This window comes from Cellulomonas sp. 73-92 (assembly GCF_001898175.1).
Taxonomy (GTDB): Bacteria; Actinomycetota; Actinomycetes; order Actinomycetales; family Cellulomonadaceae; genus Cellulomonas.
The window spans coordinates 32362-57533 of the sequence record NZ_MKTH01000012.1 but is presented as its reverse complement, the minus strand read 5'-3'; the positions used below and the strand labels follow the sequence as shown (position 1 = coordinate 57533).

Annotated in this window: 21 protein-coding genes, 2 tRNA genes and 1 riboswitch; of the genes, 13 read left to right on the top strand and 10 right to left on the bottom strand. The window is 71.7% G+C overall.

Translation table 11 applies throughout. The features are described 5' to 3' along the window. The first annotated feature begins 5 nt into the window (after window positions 1–5). From BGO37_RS06085 to BGO37_RS06065, 5 genes are all read left to right on the top strand, one after another. Window positions 6–656, top strand: a complete 651-nt coding sequence (locus BGO37_RS06085; protein WP_291753117.1) for a response regulator transcription factor — start codon at window positions 6–8, stop codon at window positions 654–656. After that, window positions 653–1891, top strand: coding sequence for a HAMP domain-containing sensor histidine kinase (locus BGO37_RS06080; RefSeq protein ID WP_291753116.1), 1239 nt, complete (start codon window positions 653–655; stop codon window positions 1889–1891). Before BGO37_RS06085 ends, BGO37_RS06080 begins: the two co-directional genes overlap by 4 nt. A gap of 338 nt (window positions 1892–2229) precedes the next feature. Further along, window positions 2230–2700 (top strand): hypothetical protein, encoded by a 471-nt coding sequence (locus BGO37_RS06075; RefSeq protein WP_291753115.1) that lies wholly within the window; start codon window positions 2230–2232, stop codon window positions 2698–2700. Between the two features lie 112 nt (window positions 2701–2812). After that, window positions 2813–3472 carry a hypothetical protein gene (locus BGO37_RS06070; RefSeq protein ID WP_291753113.1) on the top strand — a complete coding sequence of 220 codons (660 nt, stop codon included), beginning with the start codon at window positions 2813–2815 and terminating at the stop codon, window positions 3470–3472. 158 nt (window positions 3473–3630) lie between these two features. Further along, window positions 3631–5118: a DUF2079 domain-containing protein gene (locus BGO37_RS06065; RefSeq protein WP_291753111.1), complete on the top strand. Its 1488-nt coding sequence runs from the start codon at window positions 3631–3633 to the stop codon at window positions 5116–5118. 307 nt (window positions 5119–5425) lie between these two features. Here the strand turns inward: BGO37_RS06065 and BGO37_RS06060 are convergent, their stop codons facing one another. The 3 genes from BGO37_RS06060 to BGO37_RS06050 all read right to left on the bottom strand — a co-directional run bounded on the left by BGO37_RS06060 (window position 5426) and on the right by BGO37_RS06050 (window position 7635). Further along, a complete protein-coding gene (locus BGO37_RS06060; RefSeq protein ID WP_291753109.1) occupies window positions 5426–6091 on the bottom strand; it encodes a hypothetical protein in 666 nt (221 codons plus the stop codon). 255 nt (window positions 6092–6346) lie between these two features. Next, on the bottom strand, window positions 6347–7219 hold the full coding sequence (locus tag BGO37_RS06055) for a hypothetical protein (RefSeq protein WP_291753108.1): 873 nt from the start codon (window positions 7217–7219) through the stop codon (window positions 6347–6349). A 337-nt stretch (window positions 7220–7556) separates the two neighbouring features. Continuing rightward, window positions 7557–7635 (bottom strand) — tRNA-Phe (locus BGO37_RS06050). Window positions 7636–8082: 447 nt separating this feature from the next. Between BGO37_RS06050 and BGO37_RS06045 the strand changes: the two genes are divergently transcribed. Then, window positions 8083–8967 carry an OST-HTH/LOTUS domain-containing protein gene (locus BGO37_RS06045; protein ID WP_291753106.1) on the top strand — a complete coding sequence of 295 codons (885 nt, stop codon included), beginning with the start codon at window positions 8083–8085 and terminating at the stop codon, window positions 8965–8967. Window positions 8968–10535: 1568 nt separating this feature from the next. On the opposite strand, the gene BGO37_RS06040 is transcribed toward BGO37_RS06045, so the two are convergent. After that, a tRNA-Arg gene (locus BGO37_RS06040) sits at window positions 10536–10608 on the bottom strand. A 185-nt stretch (window positions 10609–10793) separates the two neighbouring features. On the opposite strand from BGO37_RS06040, the gene ppk2 reads away from it, so the two are divergent. The 6 genes from ppk2 to BGO37_RS06010 all read left to right on the top strand — a co-directional run bounded on the left by ppk2 (window position 10794) and on the right by BGO37_RS06010 (window position 16733). Then, a complete protein-coding gene (gene ppk2 / locus BGO37_RS06035) occupies window positions 10794–11684 on the top strand; it encodes a polyphosphate kinase 2 (RefSeq protein ID WP_291753104.1) in 891 nt (296 codons plus the stop codon). Between the two features lie 41 nt (window positions 11685–11725). Beyond that, window positions 11726–12460, top strand: a complete 735-nt coding sequence (locus BGO37_RS06030; protein WP_291753103.1) for a TRIC cation channel family protein — start codon at window positions 11726–11728, stop codon at window positions 12458–12460. Continuing rightward, complete coding sequence (locus BGO37_RS06025; protein ID WP_291753101.1) at window positions 12457–13701, top strand: amidohydrolase; 1245 nt, start codon at window positions 12457–12459, stop codon at window positions 13699–13701. The genes BGO37_RS06030 and BGO37_RS06025 overlap by 4 nt, the downstream gene beginning before the upstream one ends. A 284-nt stretch (window positions 13702–13985) precedes the next feature. After that, the gene (locus BGO37_RS06020) at window positions 13986–15290 is read left to right on the top strand and encodes a glycoside hydrolase family 6 protein (protein WP_291753100.1); all 1305 of its coding nucleotides are present in this window, start codon (window positions 13986–13988) and stop codon (window positions 15288–15290) included. A gap of 283 nt (window positions 15291–15573) precedes the next feature. Beyond that, complete coding sequence (locus tag BGO37_RS06015) at window positions 15574–16035, top strand: OsmC family protein (protein ID WP_291753099.1); 462 nt, start codon at window positions 15574–15576, stop codon at window positions 16033–16035. Between the two features lie 5 nt (window positions 16036–16040). Beyond that, window positions 16041–16733, top strand: a complete 693-nt coding sequence (locus tag BGO37_RS06010; protein ID WP_291753098.1) for a hypothetical protein — start codon at window positions 16041–16043, stop codon at window positions 16731–16733. A 169-nt stretch (window positions 16734–16902) separates the two neighbouring features. On the opposite strand, the gene BGO37_RS06005 is transcribed toward BGO37_RS06010, so the two are convergent. Further along, on the bottom strand, window positions 16903–18825 hold the full coding sequence (locus BGO37_RS06005; RefSeq protein WP_291753097.1) for an FAD-dependent oxidoreductase: 1923 nt from the start codon (window positions 18823–18825) through the stop codon (window positions 16903–16905). 87 nt (window positions 18826–18912) lie between these two features. Then, entirely contained in the window at window positions 18913–19899 is a 987-nt protein-coding gene (locus BGO37_RS06000; protein ID WP_291753095.1) for an aldo/keto reductase, read from the bottom strand. A 174-nt stretch (window positions 19900–20073) separates the two neighbouring features. On the opposite strand from BGO37_RS06000, the gene ddaH reads away from it, so the two are divergent. Beyond that, on the top strand, window positions 20074–20910 hold the full coding sequence (gene ddaH / locus BGO37_RS05995) for a dimethylargininase (RefSeq protein ID WP_291753093.1): 837 nt from the start codon (window positions 20074–20076) through the stop codon (window positions 20908–20910). Here ddaH and BGO37_RS05990 read toward each other — a convergent pair. The 4 genes from BGO37_RS05990 to BGO37_RS05975 all read right to left on the bottom strand — a co-directional run bounded on the left by BGO37_RS05990 (window position 20903) and on the right by BGO37_RS05975 (window position 24716). After that, the gene (locus BGO37_RS05990; RefSeq protein WP_291753091.1) at window positions 20903–22114 is read right to left on the bottom strand and encodes a CAP domain-containing protein; all 1212 of its coding nucleotides are present in this window, start codon (window positions 22112–22114) and stop codon (window positions 20903–20905) included. The two genes, ddaH and BGO37_RS05990, sit on opposite strands and share 8 nt — an antisense overlap. Before the next feature lie 272 nt (window positions 22115–22386). Then, entirely contained in the window at window positions 22387–23334 is a 948-nt protein-coding gene (locus BGO37_RS05985) for a universal stress protein (protein ID WP_291753089.1), read from the bottom strand. Window positions 23335–23380: 46 nt separating this feature from the next. Further along, on the bottom strand, window positions 23381–23860 hold the full coding sequence (locus tag BGO37_RS05980) for an HNH endonuclease (RefSeq protein ID WP_291753302.1): 480 nt from the start codon (window positions 23858–23860) through the stop codon (window positions 23381–23383). Window positions 23861–24125: 265 nt separating this feature from the next. Further along, on the bottom strand, window positions 24126–24716 hold the full coding sequence (locus tag BGO37_RS05975) for a C40 family peptidase (protein ID WP_367188087.1): 591 nt from the start codon (window positions 24714–24716) through the stop codon (window positions 24126–24128). Window positions 24717–24873: 157 nt separating this feature from the next. Beyond that, window positions 24874–25068, bottom strand: a riboswitch (cyclic di-AMP (ydaO/yuaA leader). Between the last annotated feature and the right edge of the window lie 104 nt (window positions 25069–25172).

Sequence of the window (25172 nt, the reverse complement as noted above, 5' to 3'; positions counted from 1 at the left end):
GTCGCATGCGGGTCCTGGTGGTGGAAGACCACGTGACGTTGGCGGAGCGCATCGCTGAGGGTCTGCGGGACGCGGGCATGGCGGTCGACGTCGTGCACGACGGCGGCGCCGCCCTCGAGAGCGCCACGACCGTCACCTATGACGTGATCGTGCTGGACCGTGACCTGCCGGTCGTGCACGGCGACGCAGTCTGCCGCACGCTCGTCGCGAGCGGTGCACCGACGCGGATCCTCATGCTCACTGCGGCGACGGAGGTCGACGACCGAGTCGCAGGCCTCGATCTCGGCGCCGACGACTACCTCGGCAAGCCCTTCGCGTTCTACGAGCTTGTCGCGCGGATCAGGGCACTCGGGCGGCGCGAGCCATCGACTCCGCCGATCGTGCGCGTCGGCGACCTGAGTGTGGACCGAGCGCGGCACCGCGCGACCCGGGCCGACCAGCTCCTCTATCTGACCCGCAAGGAGTTCGGCATCCTTGAGCTGCTCGCGTCGTCCGACGGCCGGGTCATCAGCGCCGAGGAGCTGCTCGAGAGGGTGTGGGACTCGACCATCGACCCGTTCAGCAACATCGTTTCGGTCACCATGGCCAGGCTCCGCCGCAAGCTCGGCGAACCACCGTTGATTGTGACCGTCACCGGCAAGGGGTACCGGCTATGAGGCACCGGCGCCTGACGATCCGGGCCCGATTGACGCTGCTGGCGACGGCCCTGTCCGCGGCCGCGGGTGCCGTCGTCGTCGCGACCACCTACGCCCTTGTTGCGGGCACCGTGCCCGCGAGCAAGGCCATCGCGCGGTCCACCAGCTCGGACGCCCTCGCCGCCGCGTGCAGGACGGCACTGCACGACCCCACCGCGGACGCCAACCTGCGCGAGAAGTGTCAGATCGCCTTCAAGGCCGGCGTCCAGCTCGGTGCGCAGACCCAGAGCGACACGACACTCAGCCACCTGTTGACGTTCTCGCTGGTCACCCTGGTCGCGGCGACGGCGCTCATGGCCGTCGCGAGCTGGTTCGTCGTCGGGCGGGTGCTCCGCCGCATCCAGCGCATCACCACGGCAGCCCGCGCTGCCTCAGACGCCAACCTCTCCGAGCGCGTCGCTCTGCAAGGCCCGCGCGACGAGGTCTACGAGCTCGCCGACACGTTCAACGCGATGCTCGCGCGGCTGGACGCGTCCTTCGCCAGCCAGCGCCGCTTCATCGCCAACGCGAGCCACGAGCTGCGCACGCCCCTGACAGTCATCCGCACGTCGGTGGACGTCGCGCTGGCCAAGCCGTCGCCGACGGTCGAGGAGCTGGGCGCGATGGCTGTCGACGTCCGGGAGGCGGCGAACCGTGCGACGGCACTCATCGAGGCGCTGCTCACGTTGGCGAGGACCGATCAGGCGCTGACCACGCGCGAACCGGTGGACCTCGCGACGGTGGTCGAGGATGTCGTCGACTCGGTCTCGCACGAGGGCCTCGACGTCGACGTGTCGCTCGCGCCAGCGCGGACGACGGGCGACCCGGTGCTGCTCGAGCGGCTCGTCACGAACCTCGTCGACAACGCGGTCCGCTACAACCGGCCTGACGGGCGCATCGCCATCAGCACCCGGACCGACGAGGACGCCGACCGGGTCGTCGTCACGGTCGCCAACACCGGTGCGGTCATTCCCGCCGGCGAGGTCCGGGCCTTGTTCGAGCCGTTCCGTCGCCTGCACGACCGCACCGGCCCGGATGGATTCGGGCTCGGCCTGGCCATCGTCGATGCGATCACCACAGCCCATTCGGGATTGGTGACGGCCGTCGCACCCGACTCCGGCGGGTTAGCCGTCACGGTCCATCTCCCCCGACCGGCGGCCGCGCCTCCGGCGTCTGTCGGGCCCGGCCCGACCGCGGTGGCCGTCGGACGAGGCTGACGCCGTCGGGAGCTCGACGCTCTCGACGGCGCAGCGGCGAAGCAGGACAGGCCCCGGCCTGCGGCGATCCGGGCCACGCCGCCCACTTCGCCGCGTGAGGGTCCACTGACGCGCGCTCGAGCACGGCGTCGCAAAGGAAGACGCCACGCAGGTCGCCGAATGGCCGCTCTGGATCGAGCCGCTCGACGACGACGCCCCCTGCGATGCGCGCTGACCAGGTGTTTTGCCTCGGCCATCAGGCGCCAGACCGAGCGCGCACTACTACGATTCGAGCCACCGACGACGAGCAGTCCGCAAGGGGGCGGTGCTCCATGTGGTGGTCACGCACGGCTCGATCCATGGTGGCGCTCGGCCTCGTGGTGCCGGCGCTCGCCGGCTGCGGCGTCGCGACGGGCGGCACCGGCGGCGGCGGGTCGTGCGTCGGGCCCAGCGGACAGGTGCCGACGAGCGCAGCGCCCGGCGAGACCGTCACCATCCCTCTGACGTACCTCTGGGACCCCAACGACTGTCACGACACGAGCCTCAACGGCGAGACGTGGCCGCCCCGCACGGTGCTCACCCAGGTCACCGCGGAGCTCCGGGGCCCCTGCTCGGCGGGCGCGCCCGTCGTGGCCTCGGACACGACGAAGGTCAACGACGACGCCGATCACACGGCCACCGTCCACCTGGCGGTACCGACCGACGCCCACGGCGTGTACTGGGTGCTGGTGTCCGGCAACCCTGTCGGCGGCATCAACGTCGGCCTCGACCCGGCGGCGTCAGCGACCAACGTCGGCTTCGACCCGACGGCGTGCGCGATGCAATCTTGACCCAGCCGTCGGCGGCGCCGTCCGCGAGAGATCAGGTCCGACCGCAGCGGTGTCGATGAGGCCGGTGGGGCCGCTCGAGAGTCGCAGGGGGTGCTAGATCAGCGCGGAGTCCGTGACGGCGGCACTGGCCGGCTGGGAAGACCGGCTGCGCGGCCTCGGGTCGGTGGCCGTGGACTGCCTGCGCCCGGGCATCAGCTGCGAGCAGGCCGACGCGCTCGCCGCGGAGTTCGAGGGCGGGCTCCCGGGGGAGGCCGCCGCGATCTGGATGTGGCACGACGGCTGCGACCACGGCGACGCGCCCATGCCCGGCCTCCGGGGCCTGGTCCCGCACCGGTTCTTCCTGCCGCTGCGCCAGGCGTTCGCCCAGGCCCTCGAGCTCTACGAGATGACGTCCGAGCCGACGCGGTACGTCGAGCACCTGGCCGACCGCCACGAGCACGCCGCCACTCTCCGGGCGTCTCCCCTGGACAGCGAGCAGCCGGGCCATGCCTCGTGGTACCGGCCCTGGTGGCTGGTGGTGCTCACCGGCGGCGGGACCACCTTCGTCGATTGCGCCGACCCCGACTCCCCCGAAGCGCCCATCGGTGTCTGGGACCCGCACGACGACCTGTACGTCGGCACCCTGACCCTGCCCGAGCGCGTGTGGTGGTGGCACTGGGCGCTGGACACCGGGCACTGGTGGGTCGACGACGACGGCCTGTGGGGCTACGACCACACGACGAGCCCCGAAGCGGTGCTCGGCGACATCGCGTTCCGCCACGTGCTGCCCTGACACGCCACGGCCGGCGCTCACCGCCCGAAGTTCGCCGCGGCACGCCCGCTGCAACCGAGGGCGATTCGCCTCTCGGGGCGACCGTCCGTCGATAGCCTCGCCGAGACGCGCTCGCCGGTCGGCGGGTGCGAGCCGGGGGCGACTGAGCAGTGGCAGCGGTGGCGCTGCAGGCCGGCGCACCTGCGCCGGCCGGGCTCCGCGCCGGCTGGCGCGGTCGCCTGCAGCCGCCAACAGCGGAGCTGCTGCTGGGCGCCGGCACCTTCGGGCTCTACTCGACCCTCTCGCTCGCGCGCTTTCACCACATGGATGCCGGGATCGACCTGGCGATCTTCGGCCAGGCGGTGCGCGAGTACGCGCACGGGCACCTGCCGTGGTCCACCATCAAGGCCGTCTCCGGCTTCAACTTGCTCGGCGACCACTTCTCCCCGGTGGTGGCGCTCGCCGCGCCCGCGTACTGGCTGGCGCCGCACGTCTGGGTGCTCCCCCTCGTGCAGGCGGCCCTCATCGGGTTGACCACGTTCCTCATCACGCGCACCGTCACGCGGCGGCTCGGGCAGGCCACTGGTCTGCTGGTCGGCGCGCTCTACGCGCTGGCCTGGGGCACCCCGGGGCTGGCGCTGTTCGACCTCCAAGAGGTCGCGTTCGCCCTGCCGCTGGTGGCGATGTGCTACCTGCGCCTGCTGGAGGGCCGCGACCGGTCGGCGCTGTTGTGGGCGCTGCCGCTCATGCTCGTCAAGGAGGACTCGTTCTTCCTGCTGCTCGGGCTTGCCCTCGTGCTGCTGGCGCGGCGCCGACTCCGGCTGGCGGGCGTCGCGGCACTCTACGGAGCCGGGTCGTTCGCCCTGATCGTCGGTCTGATCATCCCCGCCATCTCGTACTACGGGCGGTACACGTACTGGAGCTCCAGCGCCGCCGGCCAAGGCTTCGTCGCGCGGGCCGTCACGGACCTCGGCCACGCCTTCGGCAGCGGCCAGGCGCCACGCCTGCTGGTCGTGCTCCTTCTGCCGACCCTCGGGCTGGCCCTCCGCTCGCCGCTGATGCTCGGCGTGATCCCGCCGCTGCTGTCCAGATGGACGTCACCCGACGCGACCTACTGGGGCACCGGGTACCACTACAACGCCACCATCACCGTCATCTGCGCGATCGCCCTCGCCGACGCCCTCGGCCGCATGAACCGGCAGCGGCTCACCGGTCGGCTCCTCGCGGCCGGCCTGGGCGTAGCCGTCGTCCTGTCGTTCTGGGCACCCGTCGGGCGCCTGCTCGCCAGCCTGCAGGAATCCCGCTGCGGCGAGTGCGAGCACGACATCACCACGGTGCTCGGGATCATCCCCGACGGCTCCCGCGTCACCGCGGCCGACGGTGCCGCCAGCTACCTCGTCGACCGCGCCACCGTGATCGGACTGCACGAGCACTTCGTCGACAGCACGGGCCGGCCGGTGCAGCCCGACTACATCGTCGTGGAAGACGCCCACACCCAGGGGCGGCAGACGGACTGGTTCACCAGCCAGGCCCCGGAGATCCAGTACCACCTGCTCGGCGAAGCACTCAGGCTCCAGCAACCCGGCCTCCGCGACTACGACGTCGCGGTCTTCGTTCCCGGTCCGTGGCCTCGCGTTCCGCCAGACCTTTCAGAGGCGCCAGGTTGACAGATGCCGTAGCGGTCAAGGCTCCAGCCGGTCCCTTGGCTGGCAGCGTGCGGCCGGCGCCGACCCACGCGGGAAACCGCCCAGCGTGACATTCGGGCGGCGTCCGCGCGGCGACCTCAAGCTGCGAGGAGTGGCGCCGCCTGTCTTGTCTGAGGGACGTATCCGCTCTGATGGAGCGCGACCGAGGGCGCTCGAAGCGCCGCCGACCGCCGCCGTCGCCGACCGACTGGCACGGGGAGGCCTGGCCGATGACCGTACGTGAGTGGTCAACCGCGAGAGCAGACACCCGGTGAGGCCACCCACATCGTCAGCCAGCAATTGGGTTCTGCTGCTGGCCCGTTGGGCCGCGGAACTGCCAGTTGTGCCGAGGTGCCGAGGGCCGAGCTGCATCGTTGAGCAACTGGGCCTCAACCTCCGCCGTATCTTCGCCCGCGGCGCGGCGCCGCAGGAGCTCCTGAGTGAGCAGCCCGAGAGCGGTTCGATCAGGGGGCGGGGCGATGATATCTCGCAGATTCCGGCCTTCCGGCTCGGCGCCAACTAAGGAATCCGCGAGAGTGCCCATCTGTTTCAGCGACATCTCGCGCATCGCTTTGGTCTTTGCGTCGAAAATCACCCAGAATTGCCGCTCACCCCCTCCACCTTCTTCCCCAGGATCAAAGCCGATCGCGGACGAGATGATGCCATGGGTTGCCACGTGCCGCTCCAGGAGAAGATCGGCGACACGCTCTAGGTAGCTCTGGACGTTGGCTCGCAAGGCACGGTCAGACAGTGTCGGTGCGACTCGATTCGCGTATGAGAGGATCGCTCCCGGCCGAGAATAGTCCGGCAAGTAGTCAATGAGCGCATGGCGCGGCGCCGACCCCAGTTCGATCGCTAAGGCGAGTTCCAAGACCATAAGCTCCAAACGGGCTGACATGGCAACGATTCTGCCGAGCGCCTTGTAGTACTCGTCCGGCGGTTCAACCTCGGTCATCTCTATTCCCTTGCATCGGCTCGCGCGGACATCGACATCCAGCCGAATCCTCGGGGCGAGGCGGTCGTTAGCGACTCCGTATCCTTGGGGCACGGACGGGTCTCGGGCCAGCACGGCGCAGGGGCTCGCGAGTCCCACCTCGGGCCGTGGCCGCGATCAAAGCGGCTGCGCTCAGCCGTACTTGCCCCTGAGCAGCATTGGCGGCGTCTCGTTCCGTTCATACCGCTTGTGCCGATCTGCGGACGCAGCTGGGTGTCAATTTGGACCAACCTCGACTGTGTCCTGGCGCCTCGCACGGCGCCCGAATCGCCGGCCGGCGCTGCGGCGGATGAGGGCCGCCTCTTCACGCAGGCGGGACACGCCACCTGGGACGGCGAGGAGCGCGGCGCCGAGACCGTAGATGGCGGTCGCCCACTGTGCCGTCGATCCGTTGGGTTCCGCGCCTGGTTCAGCTTCGGTCGCAAGAATGACCGCAAGGGCCACACCCGCCGCCGTCGCCCACCTCTCCACTCGAAGGCGGCGTGAGGAAGACGCGCTGACGAACGAGCCGTACAGCCTCGCAAGGACGATCGCGGTCATGACCGTGATGAGAACCCGCGTCGCCGTGGTCCAGCCGGACGGCGCAACAAGCAATGCCGCAGCAGCTGCCAGGGGGGTGTAGCGAGACCAGCGCGCCCGCCGGGGTGCGAGCCTCCATCCCACCCTCGGCGGCTGGGCATGCGGCACGGGTAGCACTTCAACACGGCGTTGCCGCATCGAACCGAGCAGCAGCCAGACGTTGTCCCAGCCACGCCGGGCGCTCAGTACTCGCGCGGCCGGGAGTTGACTGGGGTCGAGCCTCCAACACTCCGATTGGCCAACTTCGAGGCGTACGGGGCCGCCGATCTGATCCGTCAGGTCATACCCGCCAAGGCCGCCCCGCGTACCACCAAGCACGAGGTGCTCGATAGTGTCTGCGGTGCGCCCGGCATTGAACGCTCGGACGAGTAGCACATCCCGGTAGAGAAATGCATGCACACGGATGCTCGAACCGGTCATGCGCCACGACCAGATGCCCCAGCTAAGCGACAGCACGGCAATGAGCGCAGATGACCCGGCGATGACGGTGGGGACGGGAACGGTGCCCATCAGCACACCGTATGGCCTGCTCCTGACGTTGGCGGCGCGGCGCAGCGCTTGCCAATGAGGTGGGAGCGCTGACTTGTCCGTCATTCACGCTGGCCACGAGCCGACCGGCCGGTCGCCCGCTCGTTCCGGCAGCACAACGGCGCCCAGAGACAGAGACGCGGTGGCGTCCGTCGGTTTCCGTCCACGTCCTTGACGGGCCGTCCAACTCCTGAGACAAGCCTCTGACCACACGCTGACCGATACCCGGCAAGTCAGACACTTCCCCTACCGCAGCGGCGGTGCAGTACGCCCTCTGAACTGCGCAAACAACATCAGGAGGAACCACACACCCGATCTGTGCGCCTGAGCGGATTCGAACCGCCGGCACCCGCTTTAGGGGTTCGCTCTTGGTCTGTGGATAACAAGCTGACCTGCGCAAACACAGGGGGGTAGTTCGTCGTGTGACCCGGTTCCGAGGCCTCGCTGACCATACGCTGACCAAAGTCTGCGGCAAGCAGCGGCGCTGAAGGTCCTAACGTCGCGGCGACCGGCCTTGGCGGCACGCCGGGTGGGGCGCGATGTGGACGGGGAGCGGGCACCGCGGGACGTAGGGAAGCGGCAGAATGCCCACCATGTCCGCCCGCCTCACCGTGTACGAACTCGCCAGGGAGTACGGGGTGCCCTCTCGCTCCGTCCTTCAGGTGATCAACAGCACACCGCACCTGGCAGGGGCGAGGAGCGCGTCCTCACGCCTCACCGACGCCCAGGTACGTGAGGTGCGCCTCCTTCTTGACGGTAGGGCGGAGCGCCCCGCTGGTGCTCCTGAAAGAGCCGAGACCTCACAGGGCCATGAGTCTCCAGAGTCCACAATCCACGGCGGGCCCGTGAGCGAGATCAAGCCGGAGGAGAGCACAGCGGACCGCCAGGCCGCAACACCCGACAGCGTCCGCCACGAGCTCGAAGCCCTGGTGCGGCAAGCTTTCGACCGTGCGCGGGAGAGCGGCAAAGAAGACTGGCGGCACATGTCCACGGCCGTGCTGAAGAACCGGCTCTCGCAGATCCTCGGCGAGAAGTTCGACCAGGGGCGCTTCGGCTATGAACGGATGACAGACCTCGTCCAGGATCTTCCGGACGTCTTGGCTGTTGACGACACACGGCGCCCACCGGTGCTCTATCTACTGCCAGAGCCCCCGCGGGCACCATCGGGCGTTGCTGAAGATGCGATTACCATTGACGAGTCGATCACCGTACGCCCCGACCTTTGGGCCGCCACGATCGATTACGCAAGCGGCGAGCCGTACTTCCTTGTCGGCGGCACCGCAAGGCCTTCGTCGCGAATCGAGGGCTCACCCGATATCCCCGTTCCTCTGCCGACGATCACCCAAGAGGTCCTGGATGCCTGGCGCGCTGACTTTGCGGAATCGATCGAACGCATGCACGGCGTCGATGATGAAGATGTGCGAGCGCGCGCACAAGTCTGGCTGAACGAAAGAAGAGGCACCCGGGCGCTCCCGGGAGTGCTCCAGGGGCTGTGGAACCTCTACCTCAAGCGCGCCGTCGTGGCACGCCTGCGCGATTGGTATGCCGGGGCCGACCTTCCCGTCCCCGCCAACCTCACGATCGAGCGTAAGGTGGCCCGGACCCAGCCGCGACCGTCCGAGGAATCCCGGCTCCGCGAGGCCCTCATTGCCACAATCCGACGCATGAGCCCCGACGAATTGAAGGCCGTTCAGCTGCCGGCGTCCGCCCTACTGCACGTACTCCCGTGAGCGGCGCGCCGGCGAGTGGGCACCGAGCTGACGCGCCAGGGGCCCCGGGAGTTCAGGTGGCGCGTCGGGTGTGGTTCATCGGTGTGGAACGTGAGTCGGGAGACCAAGAGGCCCTCCGGCGTGCGGCGGAGCAGTTGGCGCGGGCTGCCGCGCTGACGTTCAACGTTCGCCGCACGAAAGACCAGCGAGTCCGCGGCGGCATCGAGAAGGATCGTCCGTACCGTGTGTTGTCGCCACGTGATGCCCGCGAACTCTACGAGTCCCTACACCTGAGCGACTGCATCGTGATCGCGTCACATGCCTCTTACGTCAAGTCAGATCCGTCGAGCGAGCCAGCAACGTTGCGCGAGCTCATACCTCTGGGCGACTACGTCGCGCACAAGGCCGACTTCGCACTGGTGCGTGGTGTCGGGGACGTTCGTAGCGCGCTTGGGCGGTTCGGTTCTTGGCCTCCAACGGGGTCATGTGGCAGCGAACACGATCCGCGCGCGCTTCCGCTTCACATATTCGACCCGACCTACTCGTGGCCAGAGCCGTGGACGGACCAGTGCCTCCGAGACTTCGGCGCCCGCTACGACACGCGGAACGGCGGCAGAGTCGATCACGCTGGACGCACATGGGAGCGACCTTCAGCCCTCCACGGAGCAGCGGGCGAGGAACGCGAGGCGCTGCGAGTGGCTGGCGCGCTGCTCCCCCTTGGCTATCACTGGGACGTACAACGTGGACGCGGCAAGGAGCGAATCGCGTCCTCCTACGAGGTGTGGCGCCTTCGGCACGAGCGGTGCCATGTCAACGTCTATCCGAACGGATATGTCCGCGGCAACAAGCAAGCAGTCCGCGTATGGCCCGCGCGATGACCGACTAAGAAAGACGCCCCGCCGATGGCGGGGCGTCCTCTGCATAGACTCGAGCGCTACTGCGAGCGAGGGCTCTTTATCAACGGTGTGAGTGGATCGCGACCGAATGCACGCTACGTGGATTCGGGGCTCGATCTATAGTGCGCCACCCTTGTCGTCGGGAACACCCTGCACTGCTGGGCGAACACGATGCCTCGTGCTTCAGCCCCTCCGGGAGGAGTCCTGCTCCCCGCGGATCGCTTAGGACGATACACGCGTGAACCTGCCCGCGCACTAGGTCCAGAGGGTGATCCGCCCCACAAGACTCCCTGTCAGCGCAGGCGGCACGGTGACGTGGCCGCACCAGGCGCCACCGGGAGCGGTTCGCGGCTGGCGCCGTCAACCCGGCATCGCCGAGATGCAAGAAGGGCCGCGGTCCGTCATCAGCTCTCGCCCGCCGAGCGAGTCGGCTCATCGAGGAGGGAACGCGGCCCGCTGGCCGTCCCACTCTTCGACGGCCCGGGTCAGCTCCCCGACAGTGGTGCTCACGATGAGGAAGAAACCGGGTCAAGATCCGCACCGCCTTGTACCGCTGCTCAGCCACGCTCAGCTCCCTCATCCAGGGAGCGTCAACGATCAACCGAAACCGGTGTCAACCATCAACCGGAACTCCGTCAACCCTCAGCCGAACCTCAAACGTCCAACATCAGGCGGAACCACACAAACACTCGGTGCGCCTGAGCGGATTCGAACCGCCGACACCCGCTTTAGGAGAGCGGTGCTCTATCCCCTGAGCTACAGGCGCGTCGGGCGTTGCCGCCCGCGCGTCCGCAGGCCTGGGGCCGTGCGGACGACGACGAGCCTACCGGGCACCTCGGTCCCGGCGGAGAGCCGGCAAGCGGGAGCACCCCACAGCGCGACGCTCACCCAGTTCGGGGCAGATCGGTGCTTGCCGTCGCGGTTTCGAGGCCCGGCGGTACCGTCGACGCCATGACGCACGGCGACGACGCCCCGGTCGAGAAGGTCAAGAAGACGAAGAAGTCGAAGAAGGGCGCGGGCCGCCGCTCCGACAAGATCCCGAACGGCGTCTACGAGGCCGAGCTGTTCCGGCTGCAGACGGAGCTCGTCAAGCTGCAGACCTGGGTGCGTGCCACCGGGGCCCGGATCGTCGTGGTCTTCGAGGGACGTGACGCGGCCGGCAAGGGCGGCACCATCAAGCGGTTCACCGAGTACCTGAGCCCCCGCACCGCGCGCATCGCGGCCCTGCCGACTCCGACGGAGCGCGAGAAGACCGAGTGGTACTACCAGCGGTACGTCGCGCACCTGCCGGCGGCCGGCGAGATCGTCGTGTTCGACCGCTCCTGGTACAACCGCGCGGGTGTCGAGCGCGTCATGGGCTACTGCACGCCGAAGCAGTACACGGAGTTCATGCGGCAGACGCCGATCTTCGAGCAGATGCTCGTCGACGACGGGATCCTGCTCCGCAAGTACTGGTTCTCGGTGTCGGACAACGAGCAGCTGCGCCGGTTCAAGTCGCGCCTGTCCGACCCGCTGCGCCAGTGGAAGCTCTCGACCACCGACCTGGAGTCCATCTCCAAGTGGGAGGACTACTCGCGCGCGAAGGACGAGATGCTGGTGCACACCGACGTGCCGGCCGCACCGTGGTTCATCGTCGAGTCGGAGATCAAGAAGCACGCGCGGCTCAACATGATCAGCCACTTCCTCTCCACGATCCCGTACACCGACGTGGCGCAGCCGAAGATCACGCTCCCGGACCGCCCCGCGCCGAGCACCGGCTACGTCCGGCCGCCACGTGAGCTGTCGACGTACGTGCCCGATCACGTGGCCCAGCTCATCGGCGACAAGGAGAGCCACTTCTAGGCAGCGCCAGCCCCGCCGCCAGGGTTCGGGAAGGAACCGCCGTGATCGGTCCGGACGTCGCGATCAGCGAGTCGCTGCGCTGGATCGACCTCACGGGCGTGGCGGCGAACGCCCTGCTCGGCGGGGTCCTGGCGCGAGCGGAGCGGCTCGACCCGGTGGGGTTCGGGGTGCTGGCCATCCTGTCCGGCCTGGGCGGCGGGCTCATCCGGGACACCCTGCTGCAGCACGGCACGCCGGTCGCGCTGACCGACTACGCGTACATCCTCACCGCGCTGGCCTTCGCCGCGGTCGCCTTCCTGCTGCCGGTGGGGGGCCACCTGTGGGACCGCGCGTTCCCGTTCGTCGACGCCCTGGCGCTGGGCTGCTGGGCGGCGGCTGGGGCGCAGAAGACCCTCGTCGTCGGCCTCGGCTGGCTGCCGGCCGTGCTGCTGGGCACCATCACCGCGGTGGGCGGCGGGATGGTGCGCGACGTGGTGCTGCGGCGCATCCCGGCGATCTTCGGCGGCAACACCCTCTACGCGATCCCCGCGATCGTGGCCAGCGGCGTCATGGTCCTCTGCTACGACAACGGGCTGCGGGTGGCCGGCCCGGCGATCGCCACCCTCGTCGGCGCCGGGTTCACCCTGCTGGCGCGCTGGCGCCGCTGGCAGCTGCCGGCCGCACCGGCGTGGGAGGGCGGCACCCTCCGGTATCCACGCCCGCGCTGGCGGCGTGAGAATCGAGAGGCCGCCCCGCCGGCGTCGGCGGACGACGAGACCGATCGGAGGTCGCCGTGAGCACCGAGTCCCGCGCCCAGACCGTGCTGGCCGCCCTGCCGTCCGTCCGGCCGTGGCAGGAGGACTTCTACCGCGACCTGCACAGCCACCCCGAGCTGTCGCACCACGAGACCCGCACCGCACGACGAACCAGCGACCGGCTGCGGCAGGCCGGCTTCGAGGTCCACGAGGGCATCGGCGGCGCCGGCGTCGTCGGGATCCTGCGCAACGGCGACGGCCCCACCGTGCTGCTGCGCGCCGACATGGACGCCCTTCCGGTCAAGGAAGCCACCGGCCTGCCCTACGCCAGCACCGCGACCGACGAGGCCGGAACCCCGGTGATGCACGCCTGCGGCCACGACGTGCACGTCGCGTGCCTGGTGGGCGCGGCGCAGCTGCTCGCGGACGCGCACGACGAATGGTCCGGGACCCTGGTGGCGCTGGTCCAGCCGGCCGAGGAGACCGGCGACGGCGCCCGCGGCATGCTCGACGACGGCCTGGCCTCCGTGATCCCCCACCCCGACGTCGCCCTCGCCCAGCACGTGCTGCCCTTCCCGTCGGGGCGGGTGGCCACCCGCTCGGGCCCCACCCTCTCGGCCGCCGACAACCTGCGGATCACCCTGCACGGCCGCGGCGCGCACGGCTCGATGCCGCAGGCCGCGGTCGACCCGGTGATCATCGCCGCGAGCGCGGTGCTCCGGCTGCAGACGGTCGTCTCGCGCGAGCTGGCGCCGGGCGAGCCCGCGGTGCTCACGGTCGGCAGCGTGCAGGCGGGCACCAAGAGCAACGTCATCCCCGACAGCGCGACGCTGCTGCTCAACATGCGCACCTACAGCGACGCCACCCGCACCGCCATGCTCGACGCGATCCGCCGCATCGTCACCGCCGAGGGCGAGGCGGCGCGGGCGCCGCAGCCGCCGGACATCGAGGCGTTCGAGCGCTTCCCGCTGACGTCCAACGACCCGGCCGTCACCGCCCGCGTCGCCGAGGCGTTCACCGCGTTCTTCGGCGACCGCGCCGGGGAGCTGCCGCGGCAGTCGGCCAGCGAGGACTTCGGCGACGTGCCGAACGCGCTGGGCGTGCCGTACACGTACTGGGGCATCGGCGGCATCGACCCCGGCGTCTACGCCGCCGCCGAGCGCGCCGGACGCGTGAACGAGGACATCCCCGTCAACCACTCCGCCACCTTCGGCCCGGTGCTGCAGCCCACGCTCGACACCGGCACGCAGGCCCTGGTCGTGGCGGCGCTCGCCTGGCTCTGAGCCACGCCACCGCCCGCCGCCGTCGGCCGCCGGACCCCGATCCGTGCCGCCGGGGCACGCAGCCGGGCTCGGCGAACCGCACGCAGGGTTCGCGGCCCGGTCCGGCGACGCCGCGACAGGGACGACGGCGCTACCGATTGACAGCGCTCCCACAACCGGACAAATCTGGTAAGCGACGGCGGCGCCACCACACCGGGGTGCTGTGGCGCTCGCCGTCGCAAGGGAATCCGAGTCCACCCCGCCGACGCACGGACGCGCCGGCTCGTTCGAGTGGGAGCGTTCTCATGGCACCAACAGCAACGAAGCTCGTCTCTGTCGCGGCAGCCGCCGCCCTCGTCTTCCTGGCCGCCGGCCCCGCCGCGGCGTGCCGCACGCCGGACCCCACCGGCAACCCGCTGCAGCCGGGCGCCCGGCTGTACGTCAACCCGCACAGCACCACCGCCCAGGCCGCCGCCCAGCTGCCTGGCCCGGCGCGGCCCGGCAGCCCCAAGGCCGACGCCCAGCTGCTCGCTCGGTTCCCCTCTGCCACCTGGTTCACCGGAGGCACGCCCCGCAAGGTGCAGAACGACGTCGCCACAGTGGTCCGCGGCGCGCAGAAGGCCCACGCGGTGCCCGTGCTCGTCGCCTACAACACCTCCAACCGCGACTGCGGCCAGTACTCCGCCGGCGGCGCGCAGACCACCGCCGAGTACGAGGCCTGGATCGACGGCCTGGCCGCCGGCATCGGCGACGCGCCGGCCGCGGTGATCCTCGAGCCCGACGGGCTCGGCCTCATCCCCAACTACACGAGCAAGATCGACGGCAGCTCCAACTGCACCATCGCCGGCGTCGACCCGGCCCAGCGCTTCACCCAGCTCGGCTACGCGATCGACACCCTCAAGAAGGGCGCCCGCACGTCCGTCTACCTCGACGCCACCCACACCGGCTGGCAGAACGTCGGCGAGTCGGCCCAGCGCCTCCTGCTGGCCGGCGTGCAGCGCGCGGACGGCTTCTTCCTCGACGTCTCCAACTACCAGTTCAGCGCGAACCTCGTCGACTACGGCACGTGGATCTCGGACTGCATCGCGCTCGCCGAGCGCGACAGCGCCGCCGACCCGACGGCGTACGACTTCGGGAACAACTGCGGCAACCAGTACTGGAACGGCGGCCCGGCCACGAGCTGGAGCGGCGCCGCGATGGACAACACGAAGGTCTGGAGCAACCAGCCGTACAGCGGCAACGCGGCCGACCTCGCGTGGAACACCGTCGGCATCGACTCCCGCTACGCCTCGGCGCTCGGCGCCACGGTGCCCACCACCCACTTCGTCATCGACACCAGCCGCAACGGCCAGGGCCCGTGGGTCGGCACGCTCGACTGGTGCAACCCGCCGGGCCGCGGCCTCGGCGTGCGCCCGACGACGACCACCGGCAACGCCCTGGTCGACGCCTACCTCTGGGTGAAGGTGCCCGGTGAGTCCGACGGCCAGTGCGACCGCTCCGGCACGGGCACCGACCCGGAGTGGGGCGGCATCGTCGACCCCGCCGCCGGGGCGTGGTTCCCGGCGCAGGCGCACCAGCTGATCGAGCTGGCGAACCCAGCGCTGCCGTAGCCCGTACTGCGGCGCGACGGCGGGGCCGGGACCACGCGCCCGGCCCCGCCGTTCGTCGTCCGCCGCGCTCGTCCGGCGTGGTCGTCGTCCAGCGCGGTCGTCGCCCGCCGTGGTCGTCGTCCGCCGCGGTCGTCGCCCGCCGTGGTCGTCGTCCGCCGTGGCCGACGACGCCGCACGGGCCGACGACGCCGCACCGGGCCGACGAGGGACGCACGCACCGCATCGCCGCAGGTCACCCCCGTGCGCGCAGCGGCGCCGCCACGCCGCATGCGAGGATCGCCGCATGACGACGATCGACGTGAACCCGGTCCTCGACCCGATGGCGAACTCGCAGGGCGCCCGCCTCTGGGTCGAACGGATCGGCCACCGCCGGTACACGGGCCACAACGACCGCGGCGCGCGCGTCGAGATCGGCAACACCGGGGACGCGGGCGTGTTCGGCCCCGTCGAGCTCATGAAGCTCGCCCTCGCGGGCTGCGCCGGCCTCACCGCCGACAGCTCGCTGTCGCGCCGGCTCGGCGACGACGTGCCGGTCACCATCGAGGTCGGTGGCCCCACCGACGGCCCGGAGGACCGCGTCCCCGCGTTCGCGGAGCGCCTCGTCGTCGACCTGACCGGGCTGGCCGACGACGAGCGGGAGAAGCTCCTCGTCGTGCTCCACCGTGCCATCACGGAGCACTGCACGGTCAGCCGCACGCTGGAGGCCGGCGCGAGCGTGACGCTCACGGTCGCCAGCGAGGGCTGAGCCCGATGCCGTTCATCGACGCCGCCCTGGACAAGGCGGTGACGATCCCGTCCGCGACCATCCACGCCCACGTGGACAAGGTGCGCCGGCGCAATCCGGGCGCCGACCCGCAGCAGGTGGTGCGGCTGCTGGAGCGGGAGTACCTCCAGGTGGTCGCCGCCACGGGCGGCGCGGTCGGGGTCGCGGCCGCGGCGCCATCGGTGGGCACGGGCGTCGCCACGGCCCTCACGGTGAGCGACGTCGCGACGTTCTTCGGCGCCTCGGCGGCGTTCGCGCTGGCGGTGGCCTCCGTCCACGGCATCGACGTGCAGGACGCCGAGCGCCGCAAGGCCCTGCTCATGGCGACCCTGCTGGGCGAGCCGGGCGCCAAGGTCGTCGAGGACGCGGCCGGCATCACGACGACGCGGGTCGCGCGCACCCTGCTGACGCGCATGCCGCTCGGCACGGTCAAGCGCGTCAACGCCCAGCTCGCACGGCGCCTGGTCAAGCGGCAGGCGGTCAAGCAGGGCAGCCTCGCCCTCGGCCGGCTCGCGCCCTTCGGCATCGGCCTCCTCATCGGCGTCGTCGGCGGGCGTGCCCTCGGCCGGACCGTCGTCGAGGGCGCCCGCACCGCGTTCGGCCCGGCCCCCGAGCAGTTCCCGCGCACCGTGGAGGCGTCGCCCACCCTCCCGGCACTGCCGCCCGCCGATCGGGCCTGACGAGCGGCGAACCGCCGCTGGGCTCCCGGACCTGACCCGTGCGGCGAGCGGCTGCTGCCCGCCGGCCCACCTGAACCCGCGCGGTGGTCCGTCGCGGCTTCTCCCCCGCAGCCGCGACGGACCACCGCCTGGAGGCGACGGCCCCGGGCGGCCGCCGCCGAGCGGGCGGCTACAGCGTCAGCGCCAGCCGGGCCCCCTCCTCGACTGCGTCGGACAGCCGGCGGACCTGTCTGGCGTCGCCGATGACGTGCACCGGCACGCCGAGGGACTCCAGCTCCGCCACCACGCCGGTGTCCGGCTCCGCGCCGACCGCCATCACCACGGTGTCGAACCCCTCGAGGGTCAGCGGGCCGGCCGGCGTGCTGCACTCGGCGCCGTCCTTCGTCAGCCGCGTGACGGTGGTCGAGCGGTGGATCGCCACGCCGGCGGCCGCCAGCCCGGCCAGGACGAACCCGAGGGTGATCGGGTTCAGCCCGCGCCCGACGACGTCCGTCATCTCGACCACGGTCGCGGCGCTCCCGAGGGCCACCACGTGCTCCGCGGTCTCCAGCCCGACGAGCCCGCCGCCGACGACGAGCGCGTTCGCGCCGACGGTCGCCCGCCCGGACAGCAGGTCGACGGCCTGCACCACCTCGACGCCGTCCGACTCCAGGTGCAGGTCGATCGGCGTGCCGCCGGACGCGACGACGATCTCGTCCGGCGTCAGCGCCGCCACCACGTCACGCGTCGCGGCGGTGCCGGTGCGGATGTCGACGCCGTGCAGCTCGCACATGTGCTGCCAGTACGCGATCGCCTTGGTCAGCTCCTGCTTGGCCGGCGGCACGCAGCCGGGGACCGCCTGCCCGCCGAGCGTGGCGGTGCGCTCGAGGAGCGTCACGTCGTGGCCGCACGCCGCGGCGACCCAGGCCGCCTCCATGCCGCCGGGGCCCCCGCCGACGACGACCACGCGCCGCCGCAGCGGCGCCGGCACGATCCGCATCGTCAGCTCGTTGCCCGAGAACGGGTTGACCATGCAGCTGACGCCCGCGCCGCCCGCGAGGACGTCCATGCAGCGGCTCATGCACGCGACGCACGGCGCGATCTCGTCGGTCCGTCCCTCCGCGACCTTCCGCGGGAAGGCGGGGTCGGCGATGGACGCCCGCCCCAGGGCGACGAAGTCCACCGCACCGGAGGCGAGCACCTGCTCCGCGAAGACGGGGTCGGTGATGCGCCCGACGCCGATCACCGGGATGGTGACGGCGTTCTTCACCATCGCCGCGCCCGGCAGCTCGTACCCGGGCGCCACCTGCGCCGGCGCGATGATGTAATCCATCGACGCGTAGACGCCGTTCGAGACGTCGATCGCGTCGTAGCCCGCGGCCTCCAGCAGCGTCGCCAGCGCGGCGGCCTGCGCCGGCTCGATCCCGGAGGGGACGCGCTCGTCGGCGCTGATGCGGATGATCATCGGGTACCGCGGGCCGCACGTCGCCCGGATCGCCCGGGCGATCTCGGTGGCGAACCGCGCGCGGTTGACCAGCGACCCACCCCAGCGGTCGTGCCGCTTGTTCGAGTACGGCGAGAGGAAGTTGTCCACGAGGTAGCCGTGGGCGCCGTGGACCTCCACGCCGTCGTAGCCGGCGGCCTTGGCGCGGCCGGCGGCGTCGGCGAACTGCGCGACGATCGCCCAGATCTCGTCGTCGGTCAGCTCGTGCGGCATCTCTTTGTTCACCGGGCACGGCACCGGCGACGCCGCCACCGGCTGCCGGCCACCGGTGGCCGCCGATGTCGTCTCGCGCCCGGCGTGGTGCAGCTGCACGACGATCCGTGCGCCGCCCGAGTGCGCGGCGTCCGCGATGCGCCGGGCGCCCGGGATGTCGTCGTCGCTCCACAGGCGCGGCTCCCTCGGGCCGCCGAGGCCCTCCGGGGACACGCACGTGTACTCCTGGATGATCAGCCCGAAGCCGCCCTCGGCACGAGCCGCGTAGTAGGCGACGAGCTCGTCGCCCACCGATCCGTCAGCCTCCGTGTGGAACGAGCCCATGGGAGGCATCACCATGCGGTTCTTGAGCGTCAGGGTCCCGATCCGGCCCTCCGCCAGCAGGTGCGTGAACATGCCCAGTCCCTCCCTCGCGACGTGTGCACTTCGCTCCATGCTTCGCGCGCACGCCCCGACGGGACCGGGCCGTTCGTCCCTCGCGGGTTACCAGCGGTGGTGGACGTGGAAGCGGATCGACTCGTCGTAGATGCGCTGCAGCCCGCCGAGGGTCTCGTGGTCGAGCGGCGGCAGCTCGGCGGCCTCGGCGTTGCCGCGCGCCTGCTCGGGCGAGCGGGCGCCGGGGATGACGACGGAGACGCCGGGCTGGTCGATGATCCAGCGCAGCGCCAGCTGCGCCGTCGTCGCGCCGGCGGGCGTGAAGGATGCCACCTCGCGCGCCGCGACGACGCCGACCTCGAACGGCACGCCCGCGAAGGTCTCGCCGACGTCGAACGCCTCACCCTTGCGGTTGTACGTGCGGTGGTCCGACGCGGCGAACGTGGTGTGCTCGTCGTACTTCCCGCTGAGCAGCCCGGAGGCGAGCGGCACGCGCGCGATGATGCCCACGCCCGCCTCGCGCGCCGCGGGGAGCACCTCCTCCAGCGGCTTGCGCCGGAACACGTTGAGGATGATCTGCACCGTCGCCACGTGCGGCCGTGCGATGGCCAGCAGCGCCTCCTCGACGGTCTCCACGGACACGCCGTAGGCGGCGATGCGGCCCTCGGCGACGAGCGTGTCGAGGTCGTCGTACGTCCGCTCCCGCCGGTACACGTCCGTGGGCGGGCAGTGCAGCTGGACCAGGTCGATGGTGTCGACGCCGAGGTTGGCCCGCGAGCGGTCGTTCCACCGCCGGAAGGCGTCGAGCGTGTAGGCGTCGGCGACGTGCGGGTCCGCCCGGCGGCCCATCTTGGTGGCGACCGTGATCCCCTCACGGCCCCGCTCCGCCAGCACCTTCCCGACGAAGGTCTCGCTCCGGCCGTCCCCGTAGACGTCGGCGGTGTCGAGGAAGGTCACCCCCGCGTCGAGCGCGGCGTCGAGCACCGCGCGCGCGGCCTCGTCGTCCACCTCGCCCCAGTCCCCGCCCAGCTGCCAGCAGCCGAGCCCGACGACGCCGACGGAACGGCCGGTACGGCCCAGGACCCGAGTCTCCATGCGCCCGAACCTACCGGGCCCGGAGCCGGTCCGGACCACCCGGTCGAGACCCGGTCCGGACCACCCCGCCCGGTGCCCGGCGCGGGGCACGCTGCTCGGGTTCGGCGCGGGGACGTCGTAGGCTCGCCCACGGCCCACGACCGCCGCCGACGCGCTCAACCGCCGAGGAGAACGATGACCAGCACCGCCCCCGGGGCGACCCCCCGGCACTACCTCATGTGCGAACCCACGTACTACACGGTCTCGTACGAGATCAACCCGTGGATGCACCAGGAGCTGGCGACGGACACCCAGCGCGCGGTGGACCAGTGGCGGCGGCTGCGCGACGTGTTCGTCGACCTCGGGCACACCATCGACCTCATCGACCCGGTCCCCGGCCTGCCCGACATGGTCTACGCCGCCAACGGCGCGACCGTCGTCGACGGCATCGTCTACTCGGCGAGGTTCCGCTACCCGCAGCGCCAGCCCGAGGGCCCGGTGTACGAGAAGTGGTTCGCGGACCACGGCTACGTCACCCACACCGCCCAGCGCGTCAACGAGGGCGAGGGCGACATGCTCGTCGTCGGCAGCGTGCTGCTGGCCGGCACCGGCTTCCGCAGCGAGCGCGCGGCCCACGCCGAGGCGCAGGAGCTGTTCGGGCACCCGGTGATCTCGCTCGAGCTCGTCGACCCGCACTACTACCACCTCGACACGGCGCTCGCCGTGCTCTCCAGCTCGGCCGACGAGCCGCAGATCGCCTACTACCCGCCGGCGTTCTCGGCGGGCTCGCAGAACGTGCTGCGCCAGCTGTTCCCGGACGCGGTGCTGGCCGACGAACAGGACGCGGCCGCGCTCGGCCTCAACATCGTCTCCGACGGGCAGCACGTGGTGCACGCCCCCGGCGCGACGCACCTGGCCGCGGCCGTGCGCGAGCGCGGCTACGAGACGATCGCCGTCGACACCACCGAGCTGCTCAAGGGCGGCGGCGGCGCCAAGTGCTGCACGCTCGAGATCCGCGAGCCGATCAGCTGAACTTCACGGCTCCGTAGAGCCAGCCGCCGGAGCTCGCACCGCCGATGAGCATCCGGCTGACGTCCGTGCGCAGCATCTGCGCCCGGTGCGGCGCCGAGTTGGCCCACGCGTCGATGAGCGAGGCCACCGAGCCGCTGGTGCAGCCGACGATGTTGTCGTAGCCGGAGTGCCAGATGCCGCCCGAGGCCGCCATGTCCTCCGCGTGCGCGACGAGCGTGGACGACCGCGAGATCGCCAGCGCCGGCAGGCCCTGGCCCGCGCGCCACGCGTTGATCGCGGCGCCGATGGCGCTGTAGCTCGACTCGCCGACACCCGCGCCGACCGGCGCACCGGGGCAGACGAGCCCACCCGCCGGGATCGGCTGCACCGTGCCGCCGCTGGGGGCGGGGACCGTGCCCGACGAGGTCACGGGCTTGGTCGCCACCGGCTTCTTGACCACGGGCTGGGCGGCCGCGGCCTTCGCCACCGCCGCGGCCTGCGCCGCCGCCTGCTGCTCCGCCGCGATCCGCGCCTGGTCGGCGGCCTGCCACGCGGCCTCCGAGACCGTCACGGCCTTCGCCGGGGCTGCGACCCCCGCGGCCGCGGCGCTGATGTCCGCCACGCTCGCGGACGGGTCGGCCGCGGTGCTGGTCGCCAGGCCGATCGCCGCCTGCAGGGCGGCCACCAGGGTCGGGTCGGCGTGCACTGCGGCGGTCAGCTGCTGCGTGCCGTCGGCGGCCGCGGCGAGCGCCGTCCGGCGGGCCGCGGCGAGGGCGTTGGACCAGGCGGTGGCGGCGGCCTGCTGGGCGGCGTACCGGGCGGAGAAGTCGCTCTCCTGGGCGGCGCGGTCCGCCGCCAGCCGGATGTCGGCGGCCTGCCGCTCGGCGATCCGCACGGCGCGGTCGTGCGCCACGACGATGCTGGCCGCGATGAGCGCACCGGAGACCGTCACCGCGACGACGATGAGGCCGGCACGGCCCCTGCGGCGATCCGGCGCGGGCTCGGCGACCGTCGTCGGCGGCAGGGACGCGGGCGCGTCGAGCGTCTCGGGCTCCGCCTGCGGGAAGACGCTGCGCTGCGTCGGGACGTGATCGAGGAGGGGCGCGGCCGGGCCGACGCCGGTGCCGGTCAGCTCGATGACGGCCGGCTCGCCCTCGGGCGTGCCGTCGAGCGAGGTCTTCTGGTGCGGGACGGAGGTCGCCGCGACACGCCGAGTGAGCGCCATGACGCCGCCTTCCCAGTGCCGAGGTGTATACGCCTCCGGGACATCGGCACGGGACGGCTGGGACTGAAGGGGCGAATCGCCCTTTCTTCGCACACGCCGCGCCATGGAGGGACGGTAAGGAGCACGCCACGGCCGCTGCGTGGGACTTGCGACCCACCGAGGACGTCCCCGAGACGCTAGCAGGCCCGTTTCACCCGACGGCAGTGTCACCCGATCGGGTGGTTCTTGCCACCGCAGGCCTCCGACGTGGTAAGCGGTACCGGCGGAACCGGTTACTCCGGATGCACCCCGTCGTCCTCGAGCGTGCACTTCTGGGTGACGATCATCACCGGGCACTGGGCGTGGTGGAGCACCGCCTGGCTCGTCGAGCCCAGCAGCAGCCCGGCGAAGCCGCCGCGGCCGCGCGAGCCGACGACGAGCAGGTCGGTGTCGGCCGAGGCCTCGGTGAGCAGCTGCGCCCCCGTGCCGTCCCGCACCGTCCGGGTGATCTCCGGCGCGCCCGGCTCCTCCGCGGCCACCCGGTCGATGAGCACGTCCAACGCGGTCGCGACGTCCTCCAGCACCTGCTGGTGGTCCACCGCGGCCGGCAGCCACGCCAGGGTGCCCGAGCCGGCCGTCACCGGGACGCCCGTCACCGCCACCAGCTCCGCTCCCCAGACCTTCGCCTCGCGGATCGCCCAGCGCAGCGCCAGCTCGGCCTGCGGGGAGCCGTCGAGGCCGACGACGACGCGGCGCACCGGCCGCACCACGAGCGGCTCCTCCTCCGGCGGCGCGCCCTTCGCCTTGCGGCGCGTCGGCACCACGATCGTCGGGCACTGGGCGTGCGCCGGGAGCGCCGAGGAGACGGTGCCGAGCAGGCGCTCGGCGAAGCCGCCGCCGCCGCGCGTGCCCACCACCGCCATGGTGACCCGCGCCGACTCGTCGATGAGCACGGCGGCGGCGTCGCCGACCGTCACGTGCGACGTGACCGGCACGCCGGCGTTGGCGACGTGCTCGGCCGCGTCGGCCACGACGGCCTGCGCGCCGGCGCGGATCGCCGAGTCGTCGAGCGCGGCGTAGCCGCCGTCCAGGGACGCCGCCGCGAACGACGGCAGCGCATAGCCGCACACGAGCCGCAGCCCCAGCCCGTGGATGACCGCTTCCTGCGCCGCCCAGTCCAGCGCGTGCAGGCTCGCGGCCGAGCCGTCGACCCCCACCAGAATCTCCCGTGAGCGCGTCATAACCCCATCGTGGCACGTCCTTGACGCTTTGATGGGTCAAGGCGCGTCATGCCGCGAGGTAGCGGCTCCAGGACGGTTCGGAGCGCGCCGCGGCCGCGCCCAGCGCCACCGACCACCGCGGGGCGCGCGGCGTGAACGACAGCTGCCACCCGATCTCGTGCAGCAGCCGGTCGGCCTTGCGGTGGTTGCACCGCACGCAGGCTGCGACGACGTTCGTCCACTCGTGGCGCCCGCCGCGGGACCGCGGCTGCACGTGGTCCACCGTGTCCGCCCCGCCGCCGCAGTAGGCGCACCGGTGGTTGTCGCGCTGCAGCACGGAGCGCCGCGTCGGCGGCACGGCACGCCGCACCGGCACGTGCACGTACCGGGTGAGGGAGAGCACCACGGGAACGGGAAGGGCCGCACGCTCGGAGTGGAGCATGCGGCCCTCGGATTCCAGGATCGTCGCCTTGCCGGTCATGACGAGCACCACGGCGCGTCGCAGGCTGACGACGCAGAGTGGCTCGAGGCTCGCATTGAGGAGCAGGGCCCGGGCGGGGGAGCCCGCCGAACCGTCCGCGCCCGCCCCCTGCGGGGTCCAGTCGGGCGCGGCGTACGTAGATGGTGGCGCGGCGTCGGTGCTCAGCACGGTGCTCTCCTGACCTCGCAGGTCGGGCCGGCTGGCTGCCGGTCCGTGCACAGGCAACTCGCGTGATGCACGAACAGGGTAAACCGCGCGCCGAGGTGCTCCCGCAACGACGAAGGCCCCGCACGACGTGTGTCGGCGGGGCCTTCGTGCGGAACGTCGCTGGTCAGCTCACCCGGATGTAGACCGGGCTGGACTGCCAGATGGCGCGGAACTGCACCGTGCCACCGGGACGCGGAGCGTCGATCTCCATGCCGCCGCCGGCGTAGATCCCCACGTGCCCCGGCGTCCAGATGAGGTCGCCGGGCAGCGCGTCGGCCGCCGAGACCACGGTGCCGACGTAGCGGTCGGCACTCGACGTGCGCGGCAGGCTGATGCCGAGCTGCGCGTAGACGTACTGGACGAACCCCGAGCAGTCGAAGCCAGCCGGGCTGGCGCCGCCGTACACGTACGGCGTGCCGACGTAGCGCGCCGCGATCTGGAGCACCGCGCTGCCGGCGACCGAAGGAGGCGTCGGGTTGTTGGCGACCCGGATCGCGGAACGGCTGGTCTTGACCGTGGCCCGGACTACCGGCTTCGGGGCGGGCTTGACGGGGGTGACGCTGTCGACGTCGAGCGTCCACTGCGCATCGGCAGGGGCGGTGACGACGGGTGCGAGCTCGAGCTGAGCCTGCGCCTGGGCGGCGAGGGCAGCCGTGTCGACCGACGGGAACCCGACGGCACTGTCACTGCTCGCGAAAGCGGGCGTGGCACCCATGGCGGACACGACGAGTCCGGACGAGGCGGCCACGATGGCGGTACGACGGCCGACGACCTGCAGCTGCGAGGTCGCCGTCGACGTGAACTGCGTGAGAGGGGTCGACGGGCGCGTCGCCGCGCGATGCCGACCGTGAGACGTGCGTACGGACAAGCTGGCTGCCTCTCCTGACGCCTGCGAGGTCAGCTGTCGGGTTCGGGTGGGAGATCACCCGGCCGGTCGAGCGGTCCGAAGACCGTCCGCCCGGCTTCACCCCAAGGACACCGTCACCGGTGCCCGCGATTGGGTCCCCCGCTCCTGCCGGCGAGTCGTGCGGACCCCGTGCGGCGGCAGGATTTGGCGATCCGCCCGAGGGCTTTCCGGAGGAGGGTTCCGGCAAGCGGTTCGACCGTACCCGACCGTTCGGCCGCTTGTCACGTTCCGGTCACGAACATGTTCAGATGTCCAGAAGTCGCC

Excerpts from the sequence above, each read along its gene's own strand:
- BGO37_RS06085 (WP_291753117.1), top strand. The coding sequence starts at position 6 with ATGCGGGTCCTGGTGGTGGAAGACCACGTGACGTTGGCGGAGCGCATC.
- BGO37_RS06080 (WP_291753116.1), top strand. The coding sequence starts at position 653 with ATGAGGCACCGGCGCCTGACGATCCGGGCCCGATTGACGCTGCTGGCG.
- BGO37_RS06075 (WP_291753115.1), top strand. The coding sequence starts at position 2,230 with ATGGTGGCGCTCGGCCTCGTGGTGCCGGCGCTCGCCGGCTGCGGCGTC.
- BGO37_RS06060 (WP_291753109.1), bottom strand. The coding sequence starts at position 6,091 with ATGACCGAGGTTGAACCGCCGGACGAGTACTACAAGGCGCTCGGCAGA.
- BGO37_RS06055 (WP_291753108.1), bottom strand. The coding sequence starts at position 7,219 with ATGGGCACCGTTCCCGTCCCCACCGTCATCGCCGGGTCATCTGCGCTC.
- ppk2 (WP_291753104.1), top strand. The coding sequence starts at position 10,794 with ATGACGCACGGCGACGACGCCCCGGTCGAGAAGGTCAAGAAGACGAAG.
- BGO37_RS06020 (WP_291753100.1), top strand. The coding sequence starts at position 13,986 with ATGGCACCAACAGCAACGAAGCTCGTCTCTGTCGCGGCAGCCGCCGCC.
- BGO37_RS06015 (WP_291753099.1), top strand. The coding sequence starts at position 15,574 with ATGACGACGATCGACGTGAACCCGGTCCTCGACCCGATGGCGAACTCG.
- BGO37_RS06010 (WP_291753098.1), top strand. The coding sequence starts at position 16,041 with ATGCCGTTCATCGACGCCGCCCTGGACAAGGCGGTGACGATCCCGTCC.
- BGO37_RS06005 (WP_291753097.1), bottom strand. The coding sequence starts at position 18,825 with ATGTTCACGCACCTGCTGGCGGAGGGCCGGATCGGGACCCTGACGCTC.
- BGO37_RS06000 (WP_291753095.1), bottom strand. The coding sequence starts at position 19,899 with ATGGAGACTCGGGTCCTGGGCCGTACCGGCCGTTCCGTCGGCGTCGTC.
- ddaH (WP_291753093.1), top strand. The coding sequence starts at position 20,074 with ATGACCAGCACCGCCCCCGGGGCGACCCCCCGGCACTACCTCATGTGC.
- BGO37_RS05990 (WP_291753091.1), bottom strand. The coding sequence starts at position 22,114 with ATGGCGCTCACTCGGCGTGTCGCGGCGACCTCCGTCCCGCACCAGAAG.
- BGO37_RS05985 (WP_291753089.1), bottom strand. The coding sequence starts at position 23,334 with ATGACGCGCTCACGGGAGATTCTGGTGGGGGTCGACGGCTCGGCCGCG.
- BGO37_RS05975 (WP_367188087.1), bottom strand. The coding sequence starts at position 24,716 with ATGGGTGCCACGCCCGCTTTCGCGAGCAGTGACAGTGCCGTCGGGTTC.